General features: G+C 60.6%; 16 protein-coding genes and 1 pseudogene. 5 read left to right on the forward strand and 12 right to left on the reverse strand.

The features are described 5' to 3' along the window. Positions 1-72: 72 nt before the first annotated feature. Positions 73-1,128 (forward strand): NAD(P)H-dependent flavin oxidoreductase, encoded by a 1,056-nt coding sequence (locus tag PMI11_RS20250; protein WP_007820697.1) that lies wholly within the window; start codon positions 73-75, stop codon positions 1,126-1,128. A gap of 27 nt (positions 1,129-1,155) precedes the next feature. Here PMI11_RS20250 and PMI11_RS20255 read toward each other — a convergent pair whose 3' ends face one another. Next, positions 1,156-3,093 (reverse strand): mechanosensitive ion channel family protein, encoded by a 1,938-nt coding sequence (locus PMI11_RS20255; protein ID WP_007820704.1) that lies wholly within the window; start codon positions 3,091-3,093, stop codon positions 1,156-1,158. Positions 3,094-3,335: 242 nt separating this feature from the next. Here PMI11_RS20255 and PMI11_RS20260 point away from each other — a divergent pair, with 242 nt between their 5' ends. From PMI11_RS20260 to PMI11_RS20270, 3 genes are all read left to right on the forward strand, one after another. Beyond that, complete coding sequence (locus PMI11_RS20260; RefSeq protein WP_007820706.1) at positions 3,336-3,635, forward strand: hypothetical protein; 300 nt, start codon at positions 3,336-3,338, stop codon at positions 3,633-3,635. A gap of 126 nt (positions 3,636-3,761) precedes the next feature. Further along, the gene (locus PMI11_RS20265; RefSeq protein WP_007820708.1) at positions 3,762-5,501 is read left to right on the forward strand and encodes a hypothetical protein; all 1,740 of its coding nucleotides are present in this window, start codon (positions 3,762-3,764) and stop codon (positions 5,499-5,501) included. Between the two features lie 204 nt (positions 5,502-5,705). Continuing rightward, positions 5,706-6,488, forward strand: coding sequence for a hypothetical protein (locus PMI11_RS20270; protein ID WP_007820710.1), 783 nt, complete (start codon positions 5,706-5,708; stop codon positions 6,486-6,488). 41 nt (positions 6,489-6,529) lie between these two features. Here the strand turns inward: PMI11_RS20270 and PMI11_RS20275 are convergent, their stop codons facing one another. Next, on the reverse strand, positions 6,530-7,546 hold the full coding sequence (locus PMI11_RS20275; protein WP_007820712.1) for an HAD family hydrolase: 1,017 nt from the start codon (positions 7,544-7,546) through the stop codon (positions 6,530-6,532). Continuing rightward, positions 7,521-8,525, reverse strand: a complete 1,005-nt coding sequence (locus PMI11_RS20280; protein WP_007820714.1) for a formylglycine-generating enzyme family protein — start codon at positions 8,523-8,525, stop codon at positions 7,521-7,523. The genes PMI11_RS20275 and PMI11_RS20280 overlap by 26 nt, the downstream gene beginning before the upstream one ends. 231 nt (positions 8,526-8,756) lie before the next feature. Between PMI11_RS20280 and PMI11_RS20285 the strand changes: the two genes are divergently transcribed. Then, positions 8,757-9,512, forward strand: coding sequence for a hypothetical protein (locus PMI11_RS20285; RefSeq protein WP_051034616.1), 756 nt, complete (start codon positions 8,757-8,759; stop codon positions 9,510-9,512). A 15-nt stretch (positions 9,513-9,527) separates the two neighbouring features. Here PMI11_RS20285 and PMI11_RS20290 read toward each other — a convergent pair whose 3' ends face one another. From PMI11_RS20290 to PMI11_RS20330, 9 genes and pseudogenes are all read right to left on the reverse strand, one after another. After that, positions 9,528-10,826, reverse strand: a complete 1,299-nt coding sequence (locus PMI11_RS20290; protein WP_007820726.1) for a BatD family protein — start codon at positions 10,824-10,826, stop codon at positions 9,528-9,530. Beyond that, on the reverse strand, positions 10,823-12,379 hold the full coding sequence (locus PMI11_RS20295) for a VWA domain-containing protein (protein ID WP_007820728.1): 1,557 nt from the start codon (positions 12,377-12,379) through the stop codon (positions 10,823-10,825). Before PMI11_RS20295 ends, PMI11_RS20290 begins: the two co-directional genes overlap by 4 nt. Beyond that, on the reverse strand, positions 12,376-13,365 hold the full coding sequence (locus PMI11_RS20300; RefSeq protein WP_007820730.1) for a vWA domain-containing protein: 990 nt from the start codon (positions 13,363-13,365) through the stop codon (positions 12,376-12,378). The genes PMI11_RS20295 and PMI11_RS20300 overlap by 4 nt, the downstream gene beginning before the upstream one ends. Next, complete coding sequence (locus PMI11_RS20305) at positions 13,352-13,864, reverse strand: DUF4381 domain-containing protein (protein ID WP_007820732.1); 513 nt, start codon at positions 13,862-13,864, stop codon at positions 13,352-13,354. Before PMI11_RS20305 ends, PMI11_RS20300 begins: the two co-directional genes overlap by 14 nt. Further along, entirely contained in the window at positions 13,864-14,817 is a 954-nt protein-coding gene (locus tag PMI11_RS20310) for a DUF58 domain-containing protein (RefSeq protein ID WP_007820734.1), read from the reverse strand. Before PMI11_RS20310 ends, PMI11_RS20305 begins: the two co-directional genes overlap by 1 nt. After that, complete coding sequence (locus PMI11_RS20315) at positions 14,814-15,791, reverse strand: AAA family ATPase (RefSeq protein ID WP_007820736.1); 978 nt, start codon at positions 15,789-15,791, stop codon at positions 14,814-14,816. The genes PMI11_RS20310 and PMI11_RS20315 overlap by 4 nt, the downstream gene beginning before the upstream one ends. A 72-nt stretch (positions 15,792-15,863) precedes the next feature. Beyond that, positions 15,864-17,471, reverse strand: a complete 1,608-nt coding sequence (locus PMI11_RS20320; RefSeq protein ID WP_007820739.1) for an arylsulfatase — start codon at positions 17,469-17,471, stop codon at positions 15,864-15,866. A gap of 187 nt (positions 17,472-17,658) precedes the next feature. Next, positions 17,659-18,873, reverse strand: a complete 1,215-nt coding sequence (locus PMI11_RS20325; protein WP_007820741.1) for an alpha/beta hydrolase — start codon at positions 18,871-18,873, stop codon at positions 17,659-17,661. Positions 18,874-19,121: 248 nt separating this feature from the next. Beyond that, positions 19,122-20,135, reverse strand: a pseudogene (locus tag PMI11_RS20330) (glycosyltransferase family 2 protein); the annotation flags it as partial. Positions 20,136-20,204 lie beyond the last annotated feature (69 nt).

Raw genomic sequence — 20,204 nt, forward strand, 5'->3', positions numbered from 1 at the left:
AAATAGTGTCGTGGCGGCCCGCAAGGCCGCCACTCGCTTTACGATCAAGCGCAATGCAGGAAGTATCGTGTCATGGGCAGTTGGCAGGACAATCGTATCATCGACCTCTTCGGGGTCGAGCTCCCCATCATCCAGGCGCCAATGGCAGGCGCGACGACGCCCGAAATGGTGATTGCGGGAAGCGAAGCCGGTGGCCTCGGTTCGCTTCCCGCGGCCCTTCTGACAATCGAGCAGACGAAAGCGGCCCTCGACCAGATACGCTCGGCGACATCAAAGCCGATCAATATCAATTTCTTCGCGCATACCAATCCTGCCGCCGATCCCGTTGCGCAGATGGCGTGGCGTACCGCCCTCGCACCCTATTATGTTGAGCTGGGGCTGGATCCCGCTGCGCCGGTTCCGGCGGCAGGAAGAGCGCCCTTCGACGACAATTATTGCACCCTTGTCGAAAGCTACCGGCCTGAGGTCGTGAGCTTCCATTTCGGCTTGCCGGGTCCGGATCTCCTGGAGCGTGTGCGTCGCACCGGCGCGAAGATCATCGCCTCGGCAACAACGGTTGCGGAAGCGCGCTGGCTCGCCAAGCATCGCGTCGATGCTGTCATTGCGATGGGGTTCGAAGCCGGAGGGCACCGCGGCAATTTCCTTGATGATGACATGGCAACGCAGGTCGGCACGATGGCGCTGGTGCCGCAGGTTGCTGATGCGGTTTCGTTGCCGGTCATTGCAGCAGGCGGCATCAGCGATCGGCGGGGCGTTCGCGCAGCCTTCGCGCTCGGGGCGTCGGCCGTTCAGGTCGGCACGGCTTATCTTTTAACGCCGGAGGCAAAGATTACCGCGTTTCATCGCGAGGCGCTCAAATCGGCGCGGGACGACAATACGGCCGTCACCAATGTCTTCACCGGCCGTCCGGCACGGGGGATCGTCAATCGTATCATGCGGGAGATCGGACCGCTTGCGAAGGCTGCACCGGCCTTCCCGACCGCCGGCGGAGCGCTTGCGCCGCTGAGAGCGGTGACCGAGAAGGATGGCAGGTCGGATTTCAGCAATATGTGGGCCGGTCAGGCCGCGAGCCTTGCGCGCGAAATGTCGGCGGCGGCGCTGACGCGTTACCTCGTCGAGGCCGATTAAGACGGTCGCTGCCGCTACGATAATATGTCAACCCTCGGCGCCGGCGGCCTTCGCCTGCTGGGCAGCGCGGAGCGTGGCTGTTGCGGCGGCGGCCGCGCCGTTCTTGTCGTCGCCGCCGACCTGAACCATGGGCTGGGCGAATTCGATGCCGTTGCTCTGGAAGGCTTCCCGGATCATGGCGTAGGCCTTGCGGCGAATATAGGTCTGCATGCCGGGCACGGTCGTCATGGCGAAACTCAGGACGATGCCGTAGTCGCCGAATTCCTCGACGCCCTTCATCTTGAGCGGCTCGATGAAGAGGGGACCGACCTCCTCATCAGCCTTCAGTTCCGCGCCGATCGTCTTGGTGATCTTGCGGGCCTTGTTGATGTCGGTGTTGTAGGCGACCGAGATGCGGAACTTGTCGATCACCCAGTCGCGGCTCATGTTCTCCACCGCGCCGAGCTCTCCGAAGGGCACGGTGAAGACCGGGCCGCGATGGTGGCGCAGCCGCACCGAGCGCAGGCTGAAGCCCTCCACCGTTCCCTTGTAGTTCTTGGCCTGAATATATTCGCCGACGCGGAAGGCGTCGTCGAGCATGTAGAAGACACCGCTGATGACGTCCTTGACGAGGGTCTGCGAACCGAAGCCGATCGCGACACCGAAGATACCGGCGCCAGCAATCAGTGGGCCGATTTCGACGCCGAGCTGGGAGAGAACGATGAGGGCGGCCATGACCGCCACTATGACGGCGAGCGCATTGCGGAAGATTGGTAACAGCGTGCGGAATCTCGCGCGTTTGGCGGCTTCAGCGGGGGCGAGACCGGTCGCATCCCCTGAAGTCGTAATGGTGCGGTCGATCCAGCCTTTGGCAAGCTGCCAGAGGAGATCGGCAATCAAGAGCACGATCACGCCTTTCAGCAGTCCGTAGAGGATGGCGGCGATCGTTGCGTTCTGATTTGCAAGCGAATCTGGGCTGAGGCGCCAGACGAGAGCCAGCCACCCAGCGGCGAGCGTGATGACGATTGCCCGACTGCCGCGCACGAGCAATATGCTTCTTGGATTCTCAGGCGGCGCTGAAGTGAGTGTTGCCGCAGCCCTGCCAGTGGCACGCAACAGATCCGGCAAGACAAGGACATAGACGCCGATCCAGAAAAGACCTTGCAGATCCAGGCACCAGAGAGCCCATAGGAGGGCAAGAAAGGCGGTCAGCCCTGCCTTTATGACGAGGGGATGGACGAGAGCCGACCAGACCGTTTCAATCGCCAGCGCCAGCAGAAGAATCGAGAAGCAGTAGGAGATCGCTTCGGTGACGGCGGGATCGACGCCAAGTGGTGCTCCGAGTGTTGCGGTTGCCACAGCAAACAGTGTGATGCCGAGAAAGATTCGGGCGCGGATAACAAGTCCGGGGCGATTGCTTTCCACGAGGCCAATGAGGACAGCGCCGATGCGGTAGACGATGAAGGCGACCAGATAGGCGAGCAGGACCAGCCGGGCGAGCGGCGGCCATTCGACGGCGAAGAATATGATCGCCACAACCACGCTAAAGACCGCGACCGGAAGAAGACGGGCGACCGGGCCGATCGATGTGGGGCGCGCGCGCCTGAAGAGCCATTCGGCGGCCGCGCCTATTGCGACCAAGCCGGCAAAAATCAGAAAGATCGGCGCATAGCCGTGCGATACCGCATCATGGCGAGCACGAGCGGCACCTTCGAACACTTCGGAGGGGATGCGCGGAACGGCCGCAAGAATACCATCGATGCGCGCGCGCGCCCGCGCTTCCCAGGTCGCAAAGCCTGATGGCTGGGCGGCCGCGGCCGTTGCGTCCTGCTCCTTCTTCCGATTTTCCAGCCAGGTTTGGATTTCGGGATCCTGCAACAGGCCTATTAGTTGGTCGATCTTCTGCTGGGGCGGCGGCGGCGCGGTTTGAGCCGCCGCCGAGGTCACGACAACGAGAGCCAGAAGAAATACCGCCAGCCTGATCATTCTAGATGTCTCCCGGCAAAGCTGCCGGCTGCAGCAGAGGCCGTCACCGATCTGTCCATGTGCTCATCCTTACACAAATAGAAGGATGCGCACAGCCGATGCGTTTATGGGAGTACGTTACAGTAAACTCAGGGGTAAAGGCGAGGGAAGAAGCGTAAACGGTGGCGGATTTACGGTAACGTACTTCCATCTTCCGCCCGCCACTTCATAGTCGGCGGGATGAGCAGGAGGCTGAAATTCCAATGGGTGGGAAAGGAGGCATTAATCGCAACAGTACCGAAACCGCACAGCGCGGGCTGTGGCGGCTCATGCTGAAATTGCCTGCCATGCGCGGCAGACTGCAGCTTCTCGCCTCGAAATCCCATTCGCTCGATGATCTCTTCGAGGCTTATGAAGAAGCAAGCCTCGCTCTGGGGCGGCTGATGCGGCAGCCTGGAGACGAGCATTGTCCAATGGTGACAGAATACGAAACCATCTGTGCCGAAATCGAATCCGACATTATCCAATATGTCCTGGAACACCGCCCGAGCGTGCCGGATTGAGGCGCAGGCTCGCGTTAAAATCTATCGTCTACTGGTTTTGTTAGCATTTTCGGTTGCAACCTGTTGCTGTCTCGGCGATAAACATCTCGGTTATACTTTAGCCTAATTAGCGCGTACGGGGCGATCATGGGTGCTGAAGTACACGATACCAGGGCATGCGAAGTATCGTTGCCGGAGGCCAGGGCGGAACTCGAACGAATTCTGTCCGATCCCAGATTCCACGCCACGGAACGGCAACGGGCCATTCTCAGGTATCTTGCGGAAAGGCGTTTCGCCGGCTGCGAGGAAGGGGTTAAGGCCTATTCCATCGCACTTGACGTTCTCGGGCGAGCGAGCAATTTCGATGCATCGAACGATCCGATCGTGCGCATCGAGGTGAGCCGGCTGCGTTCGGCGGTCGAAAACTACTACGAAGCCTTCGGTGCCGAGCGTGATGTGACAATCCACATCCCCAAGGGAACGTATGTGACGCTTTTCCCTCGTTCGCATGTGCCTTACGAACAAGACGAGGAAGAGCTGGCGTTGAAAAGCGATCTGCCCGAGACGCCGGATGATGTTCCGGTTTCTCAAGTTGCGGAGAGCACTGTTGCCGCTTCACCCTCAGGTCGGCCTCTGGCGATACATGCCAGCGTGGCGCTGCTGCTGTGCGTCGCGATTGCCGCCGGCGTTATCGCCTATGCATCGAAGCCGTCCCTGACGGTCCGTCCGTCGGTTGCTCTTTCCATGGATGCCGTCGACACCAGGTTGCAGGGCGAGGCTAGCCAGACGCGCGATATGCTGCTGACGGCGCTGACGCAATTCCAGACGCTGACAGTGGCGAAGGCGGGTTATGCCGGCATGCGAACCCAGAAGGTCGCGGGGCGGGCCTATGAAATCGACATGAAATATTACGGCGACGGCGATATCAGGAGCGTCTGGTGGCAGATCGTCGACAGCCAGTCCGGCGACCTTCTGAAATCGGGGCTCGAAACGATCGCCATCGATGGCAGGAGCCCGGCAGCGACCCGTCAGGAGATCGTCGATGTTCTTGCTCGCCGCTTTGCAGCGACGCGGGGCGCGATCAACAATATCGAAACGCATGCAAGCAGTACGGAGTCGATCGGAAACGCCTGCGTTCTGCGTGCCGAATATCAGCTCGATGACGGCAGCTCGGACGATATGGCCGCCGTGCGCTCCTGTCTCGAACGGACGCTTGCCGCCGATCCGAGCAATTCCGATGCCAAGGCACTGCTCGCGCGTGTCCTCATCGCGCCGGAGGCCGCGGCCGGGGATGCCGTGCTGCGCGCCCGTGCTCTCGATCTGGCAAACCGCGCGGTTTCGATCGCCCCCATGTCGGACCGCGCCTATGTGGCGCTGATGATGACGCAGTTCGCCGACGGGCGCATCGATGCGGCGCTGCAGGCCGGGAATCGGGCGATCTCGCTCAACCCGAGCAATCCGGATGCGGTGGCGAAACTTGCTTCCGTACTGTTTTCGGCCGGTTACTTCGACGCCGGTGTTGCTATGGCGCAGGATGCTGGCCGGGCCGTCGATATCGTGCCGCGTGATGCCATGCTCGTGCTTGCCCTGGATGCCTATCGCCGCGGCGACTGGTCGGAGGCCTCATTGCTTGCCGAACAGGTGAACTGTACCGATTTCGTCGTGCGAGCCTTACGGGTGGCCGCACTCGGCCAGCTCGGTTCCGACCAGGCGAAGGAGCGGCTTGCCGATGTGCGGGGCAGGGATCCGGATTTCGAGCGCACCTTGCGTTGGAAGCTGGAGGCAAGGCGCTTCCAGCCATTGCTTTCGGCCGAGATCGTAGCGGGACTGACCAAGGCGGGAGCCGTGTTCGCGCTCAACGACGTCACCGGAGCCGTGAATCCGTAGATGGGAGCCGCTGCTACGAGAACATTCGAAGCGTTCTCCTTGCGGCTGCCGAGGCAGAAGCGGCACACTATCCCGAAAACGACAGGCCCGTTTACGGCAGCATTTACGGCGCGATTTACCGTAACGTACTTCCGCCGGGAGGCGGAGATGTATCCTATCGTTACAGGGGCAATTTAACTTCGTGGGTCATCAGAGGGATATTGGATGCGAACCACCATGCTATTGCTTTCCGCGGCCATTCTGGCCGCTCCCGCAGTCGTGGAGGCTGCGGATATTGCTCCCGTTCTCGCTCCGCAGCCGAGGCCCGCAGATCCCGATAAATGGACCTTTTCGATCGCGCCCTATTTCTGGGCCGCCGGGATCACGGGCGACACCGGCGTCTTCGGCCTTCCTGAGGTGCACGTCGACGAGAGTTTCGGCGATATTCTCTCCGATCTCGATTTTGCCTTCATGGCAGCTGGTGATGCCCGCTACGATCGTTTCAGCATTGTCACCGACATCGCCTATGTCCGTGTGACGACGGATTCCGCCACGCCGCGTGGCATATTCGCCGACGAGGTCGACCTGAAACAGGAGACCTTTACGGCGATGATCGGCGCAGGTTACGCAGTCATCGACGAACCCCAGGGCCGGCTTGATGTCATTGGTGGCGTGAGGGTCTGGTATACCGAAACGACGATTTCCTTTTCCGGTGGTCCGCTGAATGGCGTTTCCGGCACCGACAGTGCGACTTGGGTGGATGCCATGGCGGGCTTCCGGGGCATGTATTCAATCACGCCCTCGGTCTACTTGACGGGATGGGGCCTGATCGGCGCGGGCGGTGCCGATCTCGACTGGGATGTGATGGCGGGTATCGGCTACAAATGGAACGATGCCATTTCCGCAATCGCCGGCTATCGTGCTCTCGGCGTGAACTACAGCGACGACACCTTGACCAGCGACATCGTCGAGCACGGCCCGATCCTGGGCGTCGTCTTCCATTTCTGAGATTGCGTGAGAGCGCTCGCTGCAACCTCGCGAGCGCTTTGTCATTGCTCGAAGGCGAAGATCTTTTTCCAGTCGTTTTTCATGTCGACCACCAGCCAATTCCGGCGCTCGGCTTCGTCAAGGGCCTTGTCCAGCTTTCCGAAGGCGGAATCCCGGTCATAGGCATATTCGCGAGCGGCATCCGTGTGGTGGACCAGCATGGCGAAGCTAGGACCTTTACCTGCCGTCGTCCAGCGCAACATCTCGTAGTCGCCGTCCGAGTTGCCGGCCGCGAAGATCGGCCGCATGCCGATGAACTTGTTGATGCCCACGGGCTTGCCCGGACCATCGTCGACGAAATCGATCTTCGGCAGGCGTTTCAAAACCGGGACATCGCCGACGAGATCATATTCGGTGGCGATCGTGCTACCGACGACCTGTTCGGGCGGGATGCCGTAGAGCTGTTCCGTGACCGGGCGCATGAACTCGACGCCACCGCCGGAGACGATATGGGTGCGGAAGCCGTTGGCACGCAGATAGTCCAGCAGTTCGCGCATCGGCAGGTAGGTCATCTCGGTATAAGGCTGGCCGGTCTTCGGATGTTTTGACGATGCGAACCAGTCTGTGGCGATCTTGCTGAATTCGTCGGTGGTCATGCCGGCATGCGTTGCCATCATGAGTTCCACCATGCCCTTCTCGCCGCCCTTGGCGATGCCTTTCAGGTCGCCATCGAGAACGCTCTTGAAGGGTTCTTTGGTCTTCCATTCGGGATGTTGGGGTGCCAGCGCCTTGACGCGGTCGAGCACAAAGCCGAGCTGGATATAATAGGGCTGCTCGGACCAGAGCGTGCCGTCATTATCGAAGACGGCAATGCGATCCGCTGGCGCGACATAGCCTTGTGCGCCTTCCGTGACAGTCGCCTTGACGAAATCCATGATGCGGGTCTTGGCTGATGTATCGTTCCATGAGGGCAGGGGTTCCTGCGCAAGCACGGGGCTCCATGCCGCTGCGATCAGAAGAATGAAAGCGACCGCGAGAGAGGCAAGGCAGGCATCAATGGTTTGGATGGATCGTCTCATGGACATTCTCCGGTGACGCTGAAACTCGTTTGATGCAGCGGAAGCCGAGATGGCTGGTCGAGGTATCCTCCGGCTCGGCATGGCGGGCGGCAGGGCGATAGCGGCGGCAGTAACTCGGTGCGCACAGATGGGAGCCACCCTTCAGCACGCGGCGAGGAATACGGATATTGGGCTGGCGCGGATCGTAGCTCGCCTCCATGCCGCCGCCGCGCGGATTATCAGGAATGCAGCAGGCTTTTGCTGATGGTTCGGGATGGCGATCGGACCAGTAGTCCGTGGTCCATTCCCAGACATTGCCGATCATGTCGTAAAGGCCGTAGCCATTCGGCGGGAAGCTGCGTACGGGCGAGGTCCGTTCGTGGCCTTTCGGTTTCGTGGACTTCACCGGGAAGGTGCCCTGCCATGTATTGGCCATGGGAACGCCGTCGGGCATCAGTTCGTCGCCCCAGGCAAATTCGGTATCGTCGAGGCCGCCGCGGGCCGCAAGCTCCCATTCCGCTTCCGTCGGCAGCTCGAGACCCGCCCAGTCCGCATAGGCCTTCGCGTCGCACCAGGCGACATGGACGACGGGATGGTCGAGCTTGCCGCGCAGATCGCTCAAACCGCCGAGCGGCCGGCGCCAGTTCGCACCGAATTTGAAGGTCCACCATTGGGTGATATCAGGCCCGCTGACGGTCTTCGGCTGGAAGAAGAGCAGCGACCCCGCGCGCAACATCTCGGGTTTGGCGCCGGGATAATCCTTGGGGTCGGGCGTCTTTTCGGCGAAGGTGACATAGCCGGTCGCCTTGACGAATTCCGTGAACCTGCGGTTCGTGACCGGGATCTCGTCGATCCAGAAGCCATCGACCTTCACGGGATGGGCAGGCGCCTCCTCGGGATAGTGATCATTCGATCCCATCGTGAAGGTCCGCCCGGGAATCCAGATCATGCCTTCGGGTGCCGCGCCCGGGGCCTGCCCATCGTCGAATGCCAACGCCATCGTCACCTCCGGAGTCTGAGCTTGAAGTTTCGCGCGTAAGCGGAGGAGACGGAAGTACGTTACCGTAAACGCGCTCGCGCGGGCGGTAATGGCCGGCGTAAATTTACGGTAACGTACTTGTTTGCCAGGGCTAGCCTGTGTCTTCTCGTGCCTCATGGATATCGGAGGGATATGATGAGCCGCACCAGGTTCGCGTCTTGTCTGCTGGCGCTTTCGCCCGGACTGTTCGGCATGATCGGCTCCGCTGCTGCGCAGGAGTCCGACAGCGATCTTGCCAAAAAGCTCAGTAATCCAGTCGCTTCGCTGATCAGCGTGCCCTTCCAGTTCAACTATGACCGCGGCTTCGGTCCTGAAGACGGCAATCGTGAGACGCTGAATATCCAGCCTGTCATCCCGTTTTCCATCAATGAGGACTGGAACGTCATATCGCGCACTATTCTGCCGGTGATCTGGCAGGACTATATTGCCGGCTCCTCCGGCCATCAGTTCGGCATCGGCGATATCACGCAGAGCTTCTTCTTTTCTCCCAAGCAACCTGGACCGGGCGGCCTCATCTGGGGTGTCGGCCCGGTCTTTCTTATTCCGACGGCGACAGACGAATTGCTGGGGACCGGCAAATGGGGCGCGGGGCCAACGGCTGTCTTGTTGAAACAGGACGGTCCTTGGACTTATGGCATTCTCGCCAACCATATCTGGTCCTTTGCGGGCCAAAGCGATAGGGCGGATGTAAGTTCGACCTTTCTGCAGCCTTTCCTCTCCTATACCACGAAGGATGCTTGGACCTTCACCCTCAACACCGAAAGCACCTATGATTGGGAGGCCAACCAGTGGTCTGTGCCGATCAATCTGCAGGCTTCGAAGCTTTTGAAGTTCGGCCAACAGCCCGTCAGTCTTTCCGCCGGCGTTCGCTACTGGGCGGATGCGCCAGATAGTGGGGCCGAAGGTTGGGCCTTTCGTGCCGGCATAACATTTCTGTTCCCGAAATAAGAATCCGCTTCGAGATCAGGCAGGTGATCTTCCATCGGCTGCGACTGGATTGAGTGGCGGCAGCGCCGATTGTTTTTTCTGGTCGCTGATAGCGCCGCGCCGGGCAAGGGCTTTGGCTATTGTGGACCTATCGATATCGCCACCCGCTTGTGCTGCAAAAAGCTTGCGTTCCAAAAGATCGATCTGCCGTGTGAGTTCGGGAGAGCCCTCCTTTGCCAACCAGTCGGAAATGGTTCGGTATCCGAGCTTAGAGGCCCAGGCCTGAAGGGCTGCGTAGACCGCGGTTTCGCTGCCGGTCCTAATCGTCTGCTCTATCTGGTGAAGGTGATAGGAACGGGAGCTGTACCTGAGATCGCGACGCTTCGAGCGCCATACGGCAAAGCGCGGGGCGAGCCAGCGGACGACGAGAGCGATAACTGCCAGCGCGATGGTGATGGCGGCAATGATCCAGATGGTGGTGAGGCGCGATGAGCGGCTTTCTTCTTGGGAAAGCTGTGGAGCGATTGCTTCCTTGGCCGCTGCAGCGCCGACCGTGACTTTCACATCAGGAAGTGTCGCGGTTTTCTGGGTTTTACCGTCGACATCGAACCACGGGTAGGAAACCGTGGGTATGTCGAATGTTCCGGCAGTGGTGGCGGTATAGATGATGGTTTCGGTGCGCCGGCCGGCCGTCTCCCTGTTAATCTCTATGCCGTCTTCAATCTTCGGCGGCTTCACATATTGCTGCAGGCCGGATGCGCTGCCGGGCTTTACCGGCGGGATCATCATCGCCTGCGTGTCCAGAGCGGTGATGATGATGGTGCGCGAAAGCGCATCGCCTGCCTTCAGCTTGGCGGGATCGCGATCGAAGGATTGTTCGATCGTCAGACCGTGGGTCGCAAATACCGGTTCGTTCGGCAGGGCGTTGCCGCCAACCGTGAAGGAGATGCCGGGCATGGTGACGGTTGCCTTGGTCGGCTTTCCATCCACCGTATAACCGAGTTCAATCGGGACATCCGGCAGAGTATAGGGGCCGGACGCTTCCGGCACGATCGCATAGCTGCGGCGGATGCCGGAATATTGCACGCCGTCGATGATCTGGGTGAGATTGAAGCTGCGTTCTTCCGGCAGGGTCACCATTGCATTCGGGACGGCAAAAAGGGGAAATTGCGGCGGTGAGGTAAAGAACTCGGGTACGAAGACATCGACCGTCAGGCGCACCTGCTGCCCGGGCACGATTTCGTCACCGCCTTCGACGGCAGCACGCGCAAATGGTTCGGCAGCCAGCGCGCTTCCCGATGCCAACAGCCAGAACAACAGGGCAAAGTGCGTCATGGTTTTTGTCCCTGCGCTTCCAGTGCGAACTTGCGCGTCATCAGCTCGGCCGGGCTCACCTGAATATTCTTCATCCACATTTCCGAAGTCTGTTCGGCGGTGCTGATCTGCCCTTCCTTGCCTTTTTTGCCCTTGTCGTCGAACTGCACGCTGTCGGGCTTTTCGTTCGGCTCCTGCGGTTGCTCTTCTTCCTTCTCCTGTTGAGCCTTCAGTAGCCTTTCGGCGATGACGAGATCGGCCTCGGCGTCGGGCCAGTCCTTCCGCATTTCAACGGCCTTCCGATAGGCCGCGACGGCCTCCTCGAACTTGCCGAGATGCAGGAGAGTGTTTCCCTGATTGTACCAGCTCTCGGCCATATCCACGGCGGCGAAGGCGTCGAGTGCATCCTGAAAACGGCCGGCCCTATAGAGGGCGGCGCCTTTCCACATAGGGTTACGAAAATGGCTGGCGGCTCCTTCGTAGTCATCCTGTTCGAAGGCGAGCCGCCCCTGCTGGTCCGGGGTCAGCCAAAGATCCATGAAGCTAGCCGCTTCAGCGGGTGAGGGCGTCAGCAATCGGATGGCGAGGAATAGGGCGCCGACCCTGACCACCCAGCCGCGTCGGAAGGAGAAAGCGAGCAGCAAGGCAACCGGGGCGATCAGCCACCAGCCGGCATCCCGCCAGCGATTGCCCTCGGAAGCCTGTGCGTCAGAAAAATTCGTGCTGATGCGCTGGATGATCCAGCGCACGTCCGTATCGTCATCCGTGATCGTAGCGACATCTGCGCCGGTGGCCGACTGCACCTGCTTCAGGGCCTCGACATCGAGTTTGGGCAGCAGGCGCCCACCGCCGGTACCCGTTAGAAAGCTGCCGTCGGCCGTCTTGACCGGTCCACCCTCGGCGGTGCCGATGCCGAGAATGACGATACCATTGGCATTTAGGGCCTTCAGCGCATCCAGTGTCGCCGGTTCGATTCCATCCGTCAGAAAAAGGATCGTGCCGGCCATGCCCTCGGTCTTGAAAAGGTTGTTCGACAACGAAAGCGCAGCTGACGTGTCCTTGCCGGGCTTGGGCATGATCCGCGTCGCCAGGGCATCCGAGTAGCTCTCGATCAAGGAGGCATCTTCCGTCAGTGGTACCACGAGGTGGGCGCTGCCGGCATAGGCGACGATTGCGGTTTTTGCGCCGGGCCGCGCAGCTAGAATATCGCGGATCTTTAGCTTGGCGCGTTCGATGCGGCTGGGGCTGATATCGATCGCGTCCATGGTCGGGGAAAGATCGACGGCGATGACGAGGGGTGCGGTATCCTCGACAAAGGGCGGGGCCTCGCGCTGCCATGTCGGGCCTGCTGCCGCGATAGCGCCCAAAGCCATCAGGGCGGCAAGCAGCCATGATGGATTAATCCGTCCCTGACCGACAGGCTCGACGATCAGCTTGTCGAGCAGATGCGGAGCGATCATGTTCTTCCAGCGGTCGCGAATATCGTCCGAGCGGGCTGCGAGCCAGAGGATGAGGGGTGGAACGAGCAGGGCCAGCAACCACCATGGCCGCAGGAAATGCAGATCCGTGATCATGCCGCTGCCCTCCTACGGATCAGGCCGTAAGAGCCTGCAAGAAGGTGATAGAGGGCGAGAATGACGATCGCGGCGCCAAGCGGCCAATGGAACAGTTCGATACGCGGACGCCAGGACAGTACCTTCTGATCTTCCGGCGTGATCTGATCCAGAATGTCGTATATCGTCGCGAGCTGGCTCTGGTCGCTACCGAAGAAATAACGGCCACCGGTATCTGCGGCGATCTTCTGCAATGTGGCGGTATCCAACTTCTCCTCGCCGGTGGCGGCGGGATCACCTATGCCGATTGCATGGATGGTAATGCCATTCTTTCCGGCGATCTCGGCCGCCTTCATCGGCGGCATCTTGCTCGCCGTATCATTGCCGTCGGTCAGCAGGATCAGGACTTTCTCGGGTGTTGTGGTCTTTTCGAACATTCGGAGTGCAAGGCCGATCGAATCCCCGAGCGATGTGCGCGGCCCAGCAATGCCGGGCAGCAATCCGTTGATCATCATCCGCACGAGATCATGGTCCATGGTGAAGGGCGCAAGCGGGTAGGGCGCATCGCCGAAAGCGATCAGGCCCAGCCGGTCGTTGGGTCGTTTTGTGACGAAATCGGCGACCACGGTCCGTACCGCATCGACGCGCGCTCCCAGACTGCCGTCGGGTACCGGGAAATCACGTGTCTCCATCGATTGCGATAGGTCGAGCGCCAAGAGGATATCGCGCTGCGGCTCTACCTTTTCGAGCGGTGGCTCGACGAATTGCGGCCGGGCGAGCGCCAGCACGACAAGGCACCAAGCGAGGCTCTCGGCGACCGTCTGCAGCCAGGCTCGCTTGGGTATGATGGAACCCTCTGTCGGCTGAACGCCGGCGGCGCGCGTTACCTGATCGAAAAACGGCAGACGGATCGAGGCCGATATTTCCCGGTGCGGCGGCAGCAACCACCAGATCAGCAGGGGAAGCGGAAGCAGCAGAAGCAGCCATGGATGCTCAAGCTGATACATGGTGCCTCCTGATCCACCGTCTCGAATTGAGTATGAGCTCATTGCCGCTATCAGGAGGAAGGGCGGCGATGGCAGTACCGTCGTGATATTCGAGATCATCGAGCAGGCGGGTCAGCGCTTTGTCCGCTCCGCGGCTGTCCATGCGTTGCAGCCACGCCTGACCGGTGAGGGCTGCGACATCACTCCTTGGCCATGCCGCGAGTGCTGTGCGCTTCAAGAGTTCCGACAGGTCGTGCACGCCCTTTTCGCGGCGGGCGGGATTGCGGATGTCCGCTTCGATACCGTCAAGCAATCGCAGGGCTTCCCGCCGATAGGCATTGCGGCGATATCGCCTGAGCCAGATAAGGAAGGCCACCAGCACCGCAATGCCGAGCAGCACGGCAAGCGCTGCCCAGCCCCAGGTCTGAGGCAGCCAGGAAACCGGCGGCGGAACCGCGATATCATGCAGCGAGCGGAGTGCCGTCTCGGTCATCGGATCGAGCTGGATTTTCGGCTCCATCAGCGCCTCCGCTGCCGCCAGGCGGATTGCTCGAGCAGGCGGCGAAGCTGCGGCGCCGTCTCCTCGGCAGTGGAGACGGGCAGCATCGGAAGGCCAAGTTCGCGTTGCCATGCCCGCAATTCGCGGCCGCGATTGCGGGCGAATGTGTCAATGGATTTGCGCACTCCGGCCTGGCTGAGCGATAGTTCCGCCTGCAACCCTCCGCCGCTGACGACGATATCGGCGGATTTGGGAAGCTCCAGAAGAAAGGGGTCGTAGATCAGCAAACAGATCACGTCGTTGCGGGCCGATAGAGCCAGCAGCAAATCGCGCGTCGTCTCGCCGTGCCCGCCGAAATCGCTGATGATGACAATGAGATGATCGTGATGGGCGACGCCTGCAACGCGTTGCAGCACCTCGTCCAGCGAGGCCGGAGAGGGCGCGCCCGCAAAGCCGGCATTCAGCGCCGCATTCTTCGTGGCGATCTTGTCGGCAAGGGCAATGACGGCGTTGCGGCTGCGATGCGGTTTCACCTCCTCTATGTCGCCATCGCCGAAGATGAAGCCGCCCACCCGGTCGCCCGACCCCAGAATGCGCCAGGCGCTGAGCATGGCCGCCTCGGCGGCGGTGACGGATTTCATGGCGCGGCGGCTGCCGAAGAACATGTTGATCCGCTGGTCGACCACGAGGATCGCCGGCCGCTCCTTTTCCTCGCCGTATATGCGCACGACGGGTTTGTTCGTGCGGGCCGTCACGCGCCAGTCGATGGAGCGGATATCGTCACCCGGCAGATAATCCCGCAGTTCCTCGAAGATCAGGCCGCGGCCGCGCAGCGCCGATTGCATGCGGCCGGCAAGCTGCTGGTGGCTTCTCGCTTTCTGGACGAAGGTCAGGTTGCGGGCGCGGCCCTCAAGAGCGACGAGCTGTTCCGTCGTGACATAGACGCCATCGCTGCTCAGGGCCGCGGTACTCATGAGACCGCAACCAGCTCAGTGATGCGGTCGATCACCTGATCGGCGCTCGTATTGGCCGCATGCGCCTCGTAGGAGAGAATGAGGCGGTGGCGGAAGACATCGTTGACGATGGCCTTCACATCGTCAGGGGTGACGTAGTCGCGGCCCTTCAGCCAGGCATAAGCGCGCGAAACCTTGTCGAGGCTGATGGCGCCGCGTGGGCTCGCGCCGACCTGCAGGAGCTTTGCCAGATCCTTGTCGTAGCGGTCGGGATAACGCGTGGCGAAAACGAGAGCGACGATGTATTTCTCGACCGGTTCCGAAACCGTCACCGTACCGATTTCCGTGCGGGCGTCAAAGACGGCCTGCGGGTTCAAGCGGTCGATGACTGGAGCGGAGCCTTTGCCATGGGTGGCATTCTCTTCGTCCCGGTTGAGCCGCATGATTGCGGCTTCCGATTGCTCATCGGGGTAGCCGACCTCGACATGCATGAGGAAACGGTCGAGCTGCGCTTCGGGAAGCGGATAGGTTCCTTCCTGTTCGATCGGGTTCTGTGTCGCCATGACCATGAAGAGGTCAGGCAGCGGATAGCTCTTGCCGCCGACGGTGACCTGCCGCTCCTCCATCGCCTCCAGCAGGGCCGATTGCACTTTGGCTGGCGCGCGGTTGATTTCATCGGCCAAGATGAGATTGGCGAAGATCGGTCCCTGCTGGAACTTGAACTCGCCCTTACCGCCCTCGGAGAAGTAGACTTCCGATCCGGTGATATCGGCCGGCAGAAGGTCTGGCGTGAACTGGACGCGCGAGAGCTCTGAATCGAGGTTTTTCGCCAGACTCTTGATCGCTCTTGTCTTGGCAAGGCCGGGGAGACCCTCGACCAGCAGATGGCCATTGGCGAGGAGGCCGAGCAGCAGCCGCTCGACCATCGTCTCCTGGCCGATGATCGACTGGCCGATGCGTTTGCCAAGATCGAGGATATCGTCACGTGCCGTCATAGGCGCCCCCAGGGAATTTGGACCGCAGGCACAACTGTTTTGGCCATGCCCGCGGTGGTGCACTTGGTGTCACTATTGCTGCCCGCTAGGGCTTTGTTCGAGCGATCGCATCAGGGCGTCGATCATCTGGTCGACGCTGAAGCTTGCCGAACGCTGGCTTGGGGGGAATTCGCGGAACGTCTGCAGGAATGGCGCCACCCGCCAGACGCCGTACTGGATGAGGTAGGCGTTTTTCGCTAGCCAGTCGTAATATTGATCGGACACAACATCCGCACGCTCGTAGGGGTCCATCCTGAGATTGAAGACCTTCGGCGCGCGCAGACAGACGAAGGGATTGGCCCATACCACGAAGCCGCCCGGCTCGCGCTGTTCGCAAAAGACGATCTTCCAGTTGTTGTAACGATAGGCGACGAGCTGTCCGTCGTCGTTGAAGTAATAGAAGTCCTGACGGTCCGATTTCTCTTGCTGGTCCGTGAGATAGGGAAGCTGATTATAGCCGTCGAGATGGACCTTGAATTGGTTGCCACCGATCGTCGTGCCTTTTACCAGCTTGTCCTTTATGTCCGGGTCGCCGGCCGCTGCGAGCAGCGTCGGGAACCAGTCGAGGCCGGACATCATCTGGTTGGAGACCTCGCCGGCCTTGATATGTCCCGGCCAGCGCACCAGGGCGGGAACGCGGAACGCGCCTTCCCAATTGGTATCCTTCTCGCTGCGGAACGCCGTGGTGGCGGCATCCGGCCAGGACCATTGGTTCGGTCCGTTGTCGGTCGTGTAAACCACGATGGTATTGTTGGCGATGCCGAGATCGTCGAGGGCTTTCAAGAGCTTGCCGACGTCGCCGTCATGCTCGATCATGCCGTCGGCATATTCGTTGCCGGGCATGCCGCTCTGGCCCTGCATCGACGCACGAACATGCGTGAAGGCATGCATGCGGGTCGTGTTCATCCAGGTGAAGAAGGGTTTGCCCGCCTTGACCTGCCGGTCCATGAAATCGATCGCCGCGGCGGTCGTCTCATCGTCGATGGTTTCCATGCGCTTGGTGTTAAGCGCACCGGTATCCTCGATCTTTCCGTCTGCCGTTGCCTTCAGCACGCCGCGCGGTGAGCTAGTGCGGACGAACTCCTCATCGTCTTTCGGATAATAGGGACGTTCCGGCTCCTCTTCGGCATTCAGGTGATAGAGGTTGCCGTAGAACTCATCGAAACCATGCTTGGTCGGCAGGAATTCGTCGCGGTCGCCAAGGTGGTTCTTGCCAAACTGGCCCGTCGAATAACCGAGCGGTTTGAGGGCCTGGGCAATGGTGATGTCACGCGGCTGCAGGCCAACGGTTGCGCCGGGAATGCCGACCTTGCAGAGACCGGTGCGCAGGCAGACCTGACCGGTTATGAAGGTGGAGCGGCCCGCCGTGCAGCTGTTCTCGGCATAATAATCCGTGAACATCAGGCCTTCCTTGGCGATGCGATCGATGTTGGGCGTGCGGTAGCCCACGACGCCGAAGGAATAGGCGCTGATATTGGTTTGGCCGACGTCGTCCCCGAAGATGACGAGGATATTCGGCTTGTCGGGCGTCGCAGGAGCTGCCTCCTGGGCGTAGGTCATGGAAACGAAGGGTGCAGCGGCGAGGCTCATTGCGACTGCTGCCGTTGCCGAAAGAAGTCTGCTGGAGAGTGTCGTGGCCATCACGTTCTCCCCGCCGCAAGGTCGTTCAACATTACGCTCTCCCTGGTGTCGGGCAGGGCAGAGCCCGCCGGAACTGGATCGGTCGCCATTCGACCGGGAGAGACTTCTACTTTGAGGCCATCTGCGGAAGTACGTTACCGTAAATGTCGATGTTGCGACATGTAACCACGCACGTAAATCGCGCTCGTTACTGCGTTAGCGGCTTCGATTGCGGATCGGCGCGAAGTGTATCTTCGACTTCGACTGGTTTTGCGGCGGCTGGCAGAGGCTGTCCGACGATCGTCAGTGGCGCTGCGACCGCCGTGCCGGCGACCTTACCCACAGTTTGCACCGTGCCTCCTACGACGGCAGCAACGCCCTCGCCGAGGGTGATGTTGGAGTCTGTCAGGGGTTGGCCAGTCATCAGCCGCTGGCCGATCAGCTTGACGATTTCAGGGCTTTCGGCAAATTTGCCGTGATTGAGCTTGTCACCGGTGTCAACCTTCGTCAAATCGATGGCCGTAATGCCGGCCTCCTCCAGCCGGCTGCGATAGGGTTCCTTGGACGGGTCGATGGCGCCCAGCCGGGATACTTTTCCGGTGATGAAGCTCGAAACTGCCAAAGCCCGGTCGTCCTGTGAAACGAAGATCGTGAATTTCGGACGGGGCGTGCCCATTTCTACGAACTGCTTGGCGAAAACCTGTATGTCGATATCGGGCGAGGCAAGAATGACGTCGCGGATTTTGGGGTTCACATGCCCGTCACGAATGCCCATCTGGCGCAGAGATTCCATGGCGAGCCAGGTTCCCATGGAATGGGCAAGGATAGTGATATCCTTCACACTCGGATCCTGAGCGAGGATTCGTAGCGCCTGTTCGAGTGCCGTGCGCGAATAGTTCGTGCTTTCCTTGTCATATTCATAGGCCGTCAACTGTGCACGCGAAGGCCAGGTGAAAAGGACCGGCGTCGCTCTCATGCCGCTGTCGTGGACGATCTGGGCGAGGCGGAAGACAGAATCCTCATAGGTATTGTTGAAGCCGTGGATGAAGACGAGTGCGTGGCCGTCAACGAGATGCTGTTGGAACCAGGCGCGCCCTTCCGCCCGCGTATCGAGCTGCTCGACCCGCGTGACGGCGAAATCGGTCGCCGGGTTCGGCGGCAGCTTTTCGGGCCACTGTACGGTGCCAGCCGCACGCTTCGGCGGAATGGAAATTGCGATATCCGTCAGGTAGGGTTTCGGACTGCGTTCCCCATTGAAAAGCGTCGCAGGATTTGCGGAAGGCTGACGGGTGGTCGCCACCAGCATCTCGACCTGTGATGTTTTCGGAGTATTGGCCGTGAGGGTGACGGGGGTCATCACCCCGGTCGGATGGCCGCAGCCCGCCAGCACGGAAAGTGCGGCGAGGAGAGTGCGTCGCAGCATGATCACTTCCTGGTTCAACAGTCTGGCACTCTAGGCCGCGCTATAGCGCGGATGGAAGTAAGTTACCGTAAATGCGGGTGTTAATGCGGATGTTTAAGGCAGCCTCGGCAGTGACCCGAAGTGAAGGGCCGGCTGATGCGCCATCTGAATGTACGAATTCAACGGGAAGCTTGCGCTTCGCCTACGATGACTGTGCCTCCCTGCGCCGGGGTGCCTGCTTTTTCCTGTGAAAGCAGACTCTGTTGCCGCACGTCGCCGTCGGACGCACTTCGCCAGAGTTCCCAACCTTCGCCCTGTATAAGCCCGCTGTCGGAGAGGTCCTTCCAGTGGTGATAGGTGCTGGTGCCCGTATAGACGAAGTTGCGAGCGTCTTCGGGGGAAGAGTACATCGTGTACTCGGCAGTATGTTCCGAGCGGTTGGCGGGATCGGCAACCTTGTTGAGGAAGCTCGACAGGAATTTGAAGTGCAGGAGGGCGCTTGTGATGCCGACGGCGCCGCGCATTTCGCCGAGATTGAGGGCGAGGGGCCAGACCTGGTGCGAGGATTTGAGGTAGAGGCGCTCACCGGATACGTAGATCAGCGGGATCTTGTTGAGCGCAGGGCCATCCCAGATGCGGCCACGGAAATAGACACGACCGCGTACACCGCCTTTGATCCAGATGGTGCGGCTGTTCTTGTCGAAATGCGATTCATAGCCCGATCGGTCGAAGAGGCTGCAGATCTCAAGCGGATTGCGACCGGGCTTGCAGATGTTTTCGCTGACGGGATTGCGGCTGTACATGTCGATCATGACCGAGCGCAGCGAGCGGGCACCGACGGATTCCATATAGGCGGTCAACTGGCTGATCGAACGCGTATCGCAATGCGGATAGACGAGGAACTCATCCGCATCGACATAGAGAACCCATTTTTCCTGGCAATGGCGGTTCATGACCGCGTTGATCCAGTCATTGCCGAAGCGCGCTGCCTTGTAGGAACCGGCGGCTGACAACAGCGAAACATCCTGCATGCCGGACAGGAGCTCGGCCGTACCGTCGCTCGAACCGTTGTCGATGCAGATGAAATGCTCGACACCGAGATCGCGATAATATTGCAGGAAGAACGCCATCCGGTGTCCTTCGTCGCGGATCACGCAGATCAGCACGTGGCGTGCCTGCTTCAGGCTGTCGCGCAGCCCGGCATAGCCGACCTGGCCAGCCTTTAGCGAACGGCGCAGCCGGGCCTTAGCGTAGTGCGAGATGCTGGTCGTCAAAGCACTCATTTCTGCTCCTGAACACTGGTGCCAGCTTTAAAGATCGGCTCTGCCTGCAGGGATCGGGCCGACTTTTCG

This window comes from Rhizobium sp. CF142, from assembly GCF_000281145.1.
Taxonomy (GTDB): domain Bacteria; phylum Pseudomonadota; class Alphaproteobacteria; order Rhizobiales; family Rhizobiaceae; genus Rhizobium.